At 41.9% G+C, this 7,619-nt stretch carries 11 protein-coding genes and 1 other annotated feature; all 11 genes read left to right on the top strand.

Annotated elements, in window-relative coordinates; translation table 11 throughout:
- The first annotated feature begins 198 nt into the window (after positions 1 to 198).
- Positions 199 to 1,608, top strand: a complete 1,410-nt coding sequence (gene cysS / locus FC65_RS07490) for a cysteine--tRNA ligase (protein WP_056972136.1) — start codon at positions 199 to 201, stop codon at positions 1,606 to 1,608.
- Positions 1,609 to 1,614: 6 nt separating this feature from the next.
- The gene (locus tag FC65_RS07485) at positions 1,615 to 2,028 is read left to right on the top strand and encodes a Mini-ribonuclease 3 (protein ID WP_010496799.1); all 414 of its coding nucleotides are present in this window, start codon (positions 1,615 to 1,617) and stop codon (positions 2,026 to 2,028) included.
- Complete coding sequence (gene rlmB, locus FC65_RS07480) at positions 2,025 to 2,780, top strand: 23S rRNA (guanosine(2251)-2'-O)-methyltransferase RlmB (RefSeq protein ID WP_056972135.1); 756 nt, start codon at positions 2,025 to 2,027, stop codon at positions 2,778 to 2,780. Before FC65_RS07485 ends, rlmB begins: the two co-directional genes overlap by 4 nt.
- Positions 2,781 to 2,787: 7 nt before the next feature.
- A complete protein-coding gene (locus FC65_RS07475; RefSeq protein ID WP_010496803.1) occupies positions 2,788 to 3,309 on the top strand; it encodes an NYN domain-containing protein in 522 nt (173 codons plus the stop codon).
- A gap of 577 nt (positions 3,310 to 3,886) precedes the next feature.
- The gene (gene rpmG, locus FC65_RS07470; protein ID WP_010496805.1) at positions 3,887 to 4,039 is read left to right on the top strand and encodes a 50S ribosomal protein L33; all 153 of its coding nucleotides are present in this window, start codon (positions 3,887 to 3,889) and stop codon (positions 4,037 to 4,039) included.
- A gap of 36 nt (positions 4,040 to 4,075) precedes the next feature.
- Positions 4,076 to 4,243, top strand: a complete 168-nt coding sequence (gene secE / locus FC65_RS07465; RefSeq protein ID WP_010496806.1) for a preprotein translocase subunit SecE — start codon at positions 4,076 to 4,078, stop codon at positions 4,241 to 4,243.
- 145 nt (positions 4,244 to 4,388) lie between these two features.
- Positions 4,389 to 4,940 (top strand): transcription termination/antitermination protein NusG, encoded by a 552-nt coding sequence (gene nusG / locus FC65_RS07460; RefSeq protein WP_056972134.1) that lies wholly within the window; start codon positions 4,389 to 4,391, stop codon positions 4,938 to 4,940.
- 179 nt (positions 4,941 to 5,119) lie between these two features.
- The gene (rplK, locus tag FC65_RS07455) at positions 5,120 to 5,545 is read left to right on the top strand and encodes a 50S ribosomal protein L11 (RefSeq protein ID WP_010496811.1); all 426 of its coding nucleotides are present in this window, start codon (positions 5,120 to 5,122) and stop codon (positions 5,543 to 5,545) included.
- A gap of 104 nt (positions 5,546 to 5,649) precedes the next feature.
- Complete coding sequence (gene rplA, locus FC65_RS07450) at positions 5,650 to 6,339, top strand: 50S ribosomal protein L1 (protein WP_056972133.1); 690 nt, start codon at positions 5,650 to 5,652, stop codon at positions 6,337 to 6,339.
- A gap of 66 nt (positions 6,340 to 6,405) precedes the next feature.
- Positions 6,406 to 6,524, top strand: a sequence feature (ribosomal protein L10 leader region).
- Positions 6,525 to 6,555: 31 nt separating this feature from the next.
- Positions 6,556 to 7,059 (top strand): 50S ribosomal protein L10, encoded by a 504-nt coding sequence (gene rplJ / locus FC65_RS07445; RefSeq protein ID WP_056972132.1) that lies wholly within the window; start codon positions 6,556 to 6,558, stop codon positions 7,057 to 7,059.
- Between the two features lie 46 nt (positions 7,060 to 7,105).
- Positions 7,106 to 7,474, top strand: a complete 369-nt coding sequence (gene rplL / locus FC65_RS07440; protein WP_056972131.1) for a 50S ribosomal protein L7/L12 — start codon at positions 7,106 to 7,108, stop codon at positions 7,472 to 7,474.
- Positions 7,475 to 7,619 lie beyond the last annotated feature (145 nt).

Here is a 7,619-nt window from a genome sequence, read left to right as displayed (position 1 = left end):
ACGCAAACTTTGGCGAAGTAAGTCTCACAAGAGAAAATGTGACGTAAACTTCAGCGAAGTAAGCAACCACTGAAGCAGTATTTTTTTAAATCAACAAAAAATTCCGGTAAAAAAAGTGTAAATACTGTATGATTGCAGTATATATTAAGTGAAAGGTAAATCAGTGACTCTAACTGGGGTCTGTAGGGAGGCTTTTAAATGATCCAGCTTTATAATACTTTAACTAAGAAAAAAGAAGAATTTGTGCCGATGCAACCGGGAAAAGTTAGGATGTATGTTTGTGGACCGACAGTCTACAATTATATTCACATCGGTAATGCGCGTAGTGCGATTGCTTTTGACACGGTTCGCCGTTATCTAGAGTACCGGGGGTATCAAGTCAAGTATGTTTCCAATTTCACTGATGTTGATGATAAGATCATCAAGGCCAGTCAGAAAATGGGTCTGACCGTCCCCGAAGTTACTGAAAAATTTATCAAAGCTTTCTATGCTGATACGGATGCTTTAAACGTCAAACGTGCAAACCTCAATCCGCGCGTGATGGACAATATGGATGGTATCATTGAATTTGTTAAGGTGCTGGTCGACAAAGGCTATGCTTATGAATCCGGCGGTGACGTTTATTACCGTGCTCGTAAATTCAAGAGGTATGGTCTGTTATCTGGTCAGTCCGTTAATGATTTGGAACAAGGCGCTAGTGCCCGGTTAAGTGTCGAGGATCAAGCCAAAAAAGAAGATCCGCTGGATTTTGCGGTGTGGAAGTCTGCCAAAACTGGTGAGATTGCATGGGATTCTCCATTTGGCAAGGGGCGTCCAGGCTGGCATATTGAATGTTCGGTAATGGCTACCAAATACTTGGGTGACACCATCGACATTCATGGCGGTGGCCAAGATTTAGAGTTCCCGCATCATGAAAATGAGATCGCCCAAAGTGAAGCTAAAACTGGCAAGAAATTTGCCAACTACTGGATGCATAATGGTTTTGTAACGATCGGTGAAGAAGACGAAAAGATGAGTAAATCTTTGGGGAACTTTGTAACTGTTCGTGATTTGTTAAAAGAAGTTGACCCGCAGATCGTCCGTTTCTTTATGGCAACTACCCAATACAGACGACCGATCCGCTACACATCAGCTAATTTAGACGAGGCTAAAACAAACCTCGAACGCATCCAAACGGCGGCAACTAATATCGGCTACCGGTTGCAAGACGCAAAGCAAGGTGCTGTTGATCCCACAGTCCAAAAAGAGTTTCAAGACCATGAAGCTGAATTTGAAGCAGCCATGGATGATGATTTCAACGCGCAAAATGGGATCGCGGTTGTCTACGAGCTGGTCAAACAACTTAACATTTATGCGGCTAAAGAAGAGGTGACTGCAACAACCTTGCAGTACCTGCTGGACGGCTTTGAAAAAATCGTGGGCGTGTTTGGTATTAAGCTCAAGCATGCTGACATTTTGGATGATGAAGTCGAAACTAAAATTGAACAAAGAAATGCTGCGCGGAAGAATAAAGATTTTGCTTTGAGTGATCAAATTAGGGATGAATTAAAAGAACAAGGGATCATTTTGGAGGATACTCCACAAGGTACCCGCTGGAAGAGAGAATAAAGTAATATGACAAGAGCAAATTATCAACAGATCAATGGGATCGCACTGGCTTATATCGGCGATGCGGTGTGGGAAGTTTTTGTGCGTGAACATTTGTTAGAACTTGGGTTAACTAAGCCCAACAAACTTCAGCACACTGCGACTCACTATGTTTCAGCCAAAGCCCAGGCTTTTTTGGTCGATCAAATGGAGCAAGCAGACAAGCTGTCTGAAGAAGAGTGGCTTTTTTTCAAAAAGGGGCGTAATGCCAAAAGTCACACTTCCGCTAAAAATACGGCGGTAATGACTTACCGGATCTCGACTGGCTTTGAAGCTTTGTTTGGCTATCTTTATACCAGTGAACAAGATGAACGGTTACAAGCGCTTGCCCACTGGTGCATTGAAACTGTTGAGACAAATAAAAGGAAGAAAAAGATATGAATAATAAGAATCAGACTGATGAGCAAGGCTTAGTGATTGGACGTCACGCTGCCATGGCTGCCCTAAAAGGGACCCAACCCGTCAATAAAGTCTATATCCAAGAAAAGCTGAAGTCCGATGCTTTACACGAGTTGGCAACGCTGGCACGCAAAAAATCGATCGTCGTTTCACGTGTTCCTAAGGCCAAACTGGATATGTTGAGTGATCACGCTAACCACCAGGGTGTGGCTGTTTCTGTGGCACCATTTCAATATGCCAAACTAGATGATTTATTTGCCAAAGCTCAGGTTGCGGGAGAACCTCCGTTTTTCTTGATCTTAGATGAGATCGAAGACCCCCATAATCTAGGTTCGATCATTCGGACAGCGGATGCGGCTGGAGTTCACGGAGTCATTATTCCCAAACGGCGAGCTGTCCAGTTGACTGCGACAGTGACTAAGACATCGACAGGTGCAGTTGAGTATGTGCCGGTGATGCGCACTAATAATTTGACTAATGTCGTTAAAGAATTAAAAAAACGCGGTGTTTGGGTTTTCGGTACCGATATGGAAGGACAAGATTTTCGCAAATTTGATGGGGCTGCCCCGACAGCTTTGGTGATCGGTAACGAAGGCAAGGGGGTCTCTCCTTTGTTAAAGAAAAACTGCGACGGTATGGTGTCGATCCCGATGAGTGGACACGTGCAAAGTTTGAACGCCAGTGTTGCGGCAAGTTTATTGATCTATCAAGTCTATACAAGTAGAGGAAAGTAAGCAGATAATGAAGAAAAACATTCTGATCGTCGATGCCTATAATATGATCGGTAACTGGCCAAAATTGAATAAGCTTAAGAAAAATGACCAATTAGAAGAGGCACGTGACCAATTGCTGCGTGTTCTTTCTGATTATCATAAGCAAAGTGGTTATCAGATCATCGTGGTTTTTGATGCCATGTATGTGCCAGGTCTGTCTAAAAGATACAAACAGTATACCTTACAGGTAATTTGGACGGATGAGGGTCAGACTGCGGATAGTTATATTGAATCTTTGGCGGGGCAGTTGATGAACCCGTTGACGCAAGTGACGGTGGCAACAAGTGATCAAGCTGAGCAATGGACTATTTTCTCGCAGGGCGCTTTGCGCAAACCAGCGTGGGAACTAGCTCAAGATATTCGGCGGGCCCAAAAAGAAGTTAAGCAAACGGCACGGCATTATCAAGATGAACACTCAGTCAGAAGTAATCCATGGAGCGAAGAGCAGTTGATTGAGTTAAGAAATTTACTGCAGCATCTGTCGCAATAAAAGCCGCATAAATTTGATAAAAATAAAATATTAAACGGCAAAGTTTCCCAAGAGTGTGAGGTGTTTTTATAGTCGAATCGCGTGCAACAAAAATCGGTGCCTGTCCAACACCAGATTCACTTCGCGCAACCTGCGATTTGAGTCTAATGTCAACTAGTGCTTGACTTTTCTTGTCCCGTGTTCCATCGCTTGTTATGTTTAGTTAAACAGCTGATAATTCAGCGCTCCGACAGCAACTGAATTACCAACAGTTTAAAGTAAAACTCTGGGCGTTTACCACAAACAGGTGGATTTTTCAAAAATTAGCAGCATTAATTCGACTTCTGGCGGGTGGAGGGTACTCACTCTTATACTGGCGTAAGCAACGTTAATAGCGAAATGAAAATAACTAACTTACTTACTTGCAAATTAGTAGTGAGTAGGTTAGTTTTTTTGTGATTTATTTTAGGAATGTTTGCTACTGGCGTTAAAATAAAAACAGGATAACTAAAATATAAGACGGTGGGGCTGTCTTTGTATTGACTTGCCTTGATGTCCATGATAAGGTTACAATGATATAATTTAAGGAGAACTGAAGATGGCAGGAAAAAGAAAAATTGCCTTGGCATGCTCAGAATGCGGTTCGCGAAATTACACTTTGGTAGAAAATCCTGCTCGGGTTTCTCGACTTGAAGTTAAGAAGTTTTGTAAGTATTGCGGCAAACATACAGTGCACCGCGAGACAAAATAAACTCATTTAATTTCGTGGATCTATGGAGGCTTAACGATGAAATTTTTAAAAGATGTTAAACAAAGTATGAGAGATACAACTTGGCCGACAGCTAGCGAAAACCGTAAAGACACGGTGACCGTTGTTTTGATGGCAATTGGTTTTGCGATTTTCTTTGGGATCGTCGATTATCTAGTTCAATTGATCATTAAATTTTTTGTGTAGTTGATCAGACGGACAAACTAGCAATTTAGCCAGTAATTTGATATAATCTCATTTGTAAGGAAACTTCGCGTGGTCGAGGTTTTTTTATTTTGGAGAAATATTTTGATAAAGATAACTAAAGTTTGAAAAAGGAGAATAGAATAACATGGCTGAGAATATGGAAAAGAAATGGTACGTGCTGCATACTTATTCTGGTTACGAAAACAAAGTAAAAACTAACTTGGAATCACGGGCTCAATCCATGGGAATGGAAAACAACATTTTCAGAGTTGTTGTTCCAGAAGAAGAAAAACGGGAAACCACTAAAACAGGTAAAGAAAAGGTGGAGAAATTAAAGACCTTCCCTGGTTATGTCTTAGTTGAAATGGTGATGTCAGATCAGTCATGGTACGTTGTCCGTAACACACCTGGAGTAACAGGTTTTGTCGGTTCCCACGGCGCAGGTAGTAAACCAGCTCCATTACTTGAAGAAGAAATTGACAGCATCTTGCATCAGTTGGGCTTAAGTGCTCGCCACGAGAAATTTGATGCTGAAGTAGGCGACTCAGTTACAATTGTTGACGGCGCCTTTTCCGGTATGGTCGGTAAGATCACTGAAATTGATAATGAAAAAATGAAGCTGCGTGTTGACATTGAAATGTTTGGTCGCGAAACTGCAGCCGAATTGAACTTTGATCAAGTTGATAAATTAGTTTAAGCAGCATTGCAACTTGTTAGAGCTTTGTGTATTGCTGATAGTTTGTGCAAATTTGTGAAAACACCTTGCAAACGACTAACGGGCATGCTATATTTTATAGGTATGCTTATGGCATACTAGTGGGAGGCCAAATTTCATGGCCATCCGTACCACACACGGAATATAAGGAGGAATACACCGTGGCAAAAAAAGTAACAAACGTTGTTAAATTGCAGATCCCTGCTGGTAAAGCAACTCCTGCACCGCCAGTTGGTCCTGCATTGGGTCAAGCCGGTATCAATATCATGGGCTTCACAAAGGAATTTAACGCCCGTACTGCTGACCAAGAAGGCATGATCATCCCTGTTGAGATCAGTGTCTACGAAGATCGTTCATTCGATTTCATTACCAAAACTCCACCTGCAGCTATTTTACTTAAGAAGGCTGCCGGTGTAGAACACGGTTCCGGTGAACCTAACACAAACAAGGTTGCTAGTGTAACTAAAGACCAAGTTAAGGAAATTGCCGAAACAAAAATGCAAGATCTAAACGCTGCAGACGTTGAAGCTGCTATGCGCATGATTGAAGGTACTGCACGAAGCATGGGCTTCACAGTAGAAGGCTAGTCACTAGCCACCATGCTTTCCAGTCGGATACTTCACGAAAGTGAATGTATCAAGTGGGAGGTTTATCCGATAGACCACATATTGCAAGGAGGAAAAATTTACTAATGGCAAAGAAAAGCAAGAAATATTTAGAAGCCGCTAAGCAAGTAGAAGCAAACAAAGAATACAATCTTGATGAAGCAGTTAGCTTGGTCAAGAAAATTGACTTTGCTAACTTCGACGCAAGTGTCGAAGCGGCTTTCAAATTAAACGTTGATACAAAACAAGCGGACCAACAATTACGTGGTGCCGTTGTGCTTCCTAATGGTACAGGTAAAGACCAAAAAGTTGTTGTTTTTGCTAAGGGACCTAAAGCACAAGAAGCTAAAGATGCTGGCGCTGATGTTGTCGGTGACGATGACTTAGTTGCACGTATCCAAGATGGCTGGTTAGACTTTGATGTAGCTATTGCTACACCAGATATGATGGCTCAAGTAGGACGTTTAGGACGTGTTCTTGGACCTAAGGGCTTGATGCCTAACCCTAAGACGGGTACTGTTACAATGGACGTAAACAAAGCTGTTACGGAATCTAAGGCCGGTAAGGTTACTTATAGAACTGACCGTGACGGAAATGTTCATGTTCCACTAGGCAAAGTTTCATTTAGTGAAGATGCTATCAAAGGTAACTTCCAGACTATCAATGATGTGATCACAAAGGCTCGCCCAGCATCCGTGAAGGGTATCTATATCCAACACGTTTCCTTGGCTTCAACATTTGGCCCAAGTGTAACGCTTGATATTTCATCTCTTTAATTTAATGAATTAAATTAAGAATATGGTTGACTTCTAATGGTGTACATGTTACATTATTAGAGGTCAATTTTTTATATGATTCTACCTAAGACTCAGGTGGCGTAAGCCTTAATATCCTGCCGAGGAGTAATGTTTATTATTCTCTCTCTGTGTCTTGGTGGATACGGGGCTTTTTTATTTGGAAAAGTTCTACACAATGACTGGGAGGTGAATCAAGTGAGTAAAGAAGTTATTGCCCAAAAAGCTAAAATTGTTGACGGTGTTGTTGAAAAATTCAACAATGCTTCATCGATCGTGGTTACTGATTATCGTGGTTTAACGGTGGAAGAAGTTACTGAATTACGTAAGCAATTACGTGAAGAAGGCGTTGAGATGCGTGTCATCAAAAACACATTCTTAAAGCGTGCAGCTGACCAAACAGGCTATGAAGGTTTGGACGAAGTATTTTCAGGTCCTACTGCAGTTGCTTTTGGTGGCGAAGATGTTGCGGCTCCTGCACGTGTGATTGCAAAATTTACTGAAGACCATGAAGCATTAAGCATCAAGGGTGGCGTTATCGAAGGAAAGGTTTCTTCTGTCGAAGATATCAATGCACTTTCCAAGTTGCCAGACCGCGACGGCTTGTTGTCAATGTTGCTTTCAGTATTGCAAGCACCAGTGCGCAACGTTGCTTATGCTGTTAAGGCTGTTGCCGACAGCAAGGATGAAGATGCAGCTTAATGTTGTATTTTAAATATATTTGATCAAAAATTTGGAGGAAAACAAAATGGCATTAGATACAGAAAAAATCATTGCTGACCTTAAAGAAGCCAGCATTCTTGAATTAAACGATTTAGTTTCAGCTATTGAAGAAGAATTCGGCGTTTCAGCAGCTGCTCCAGTTGCAGCTGCAGGTGCTGCTGGTGGCGACGCTGCTGCAGAACAAACAGAATTCGACGTTGAATTAGCTAGTGAAGGTACAGCTAAGGTTAAGACGATCAAAGCTGTTAAGGACATCACAGGTCTTGGCTTGAAAGATGCTAAGGGCTTGGTTGACAACGTTCCTTCAGTTATCAAGGAAGGCGCTTCTAAGGAAGAAGCCGAAGATATCAAGGCTAAGCTTGAAGAAGTTGGAGCTACAGTTAACCTTAAATAATCATTCTTTTGAATGTCAGAGCATCTCTCCTGTCGGAGGGGTGTTTTTTTGTGCTCATTTATAAAAAGCTGCCTTTGAGGGATCATAAATAGGAATGCTATGCAAACTTCGGCGAAGTAAGTCTCACAAGTGGAAATGTGACGCA

It is taken from the genome of Ligilactobacillus acidipiscis DSM 15836, assembly GCF_001435755.1.
GTDB lineage: Bacteria > Bacillota > Bacilli > Lactobacillales > Lactobacillaceae > Ligilactobacillus > Ligilactobacillus acidipiscis.
This window is presented reverse-complemented; position numbering and strand designations above follow the sequence as displayed.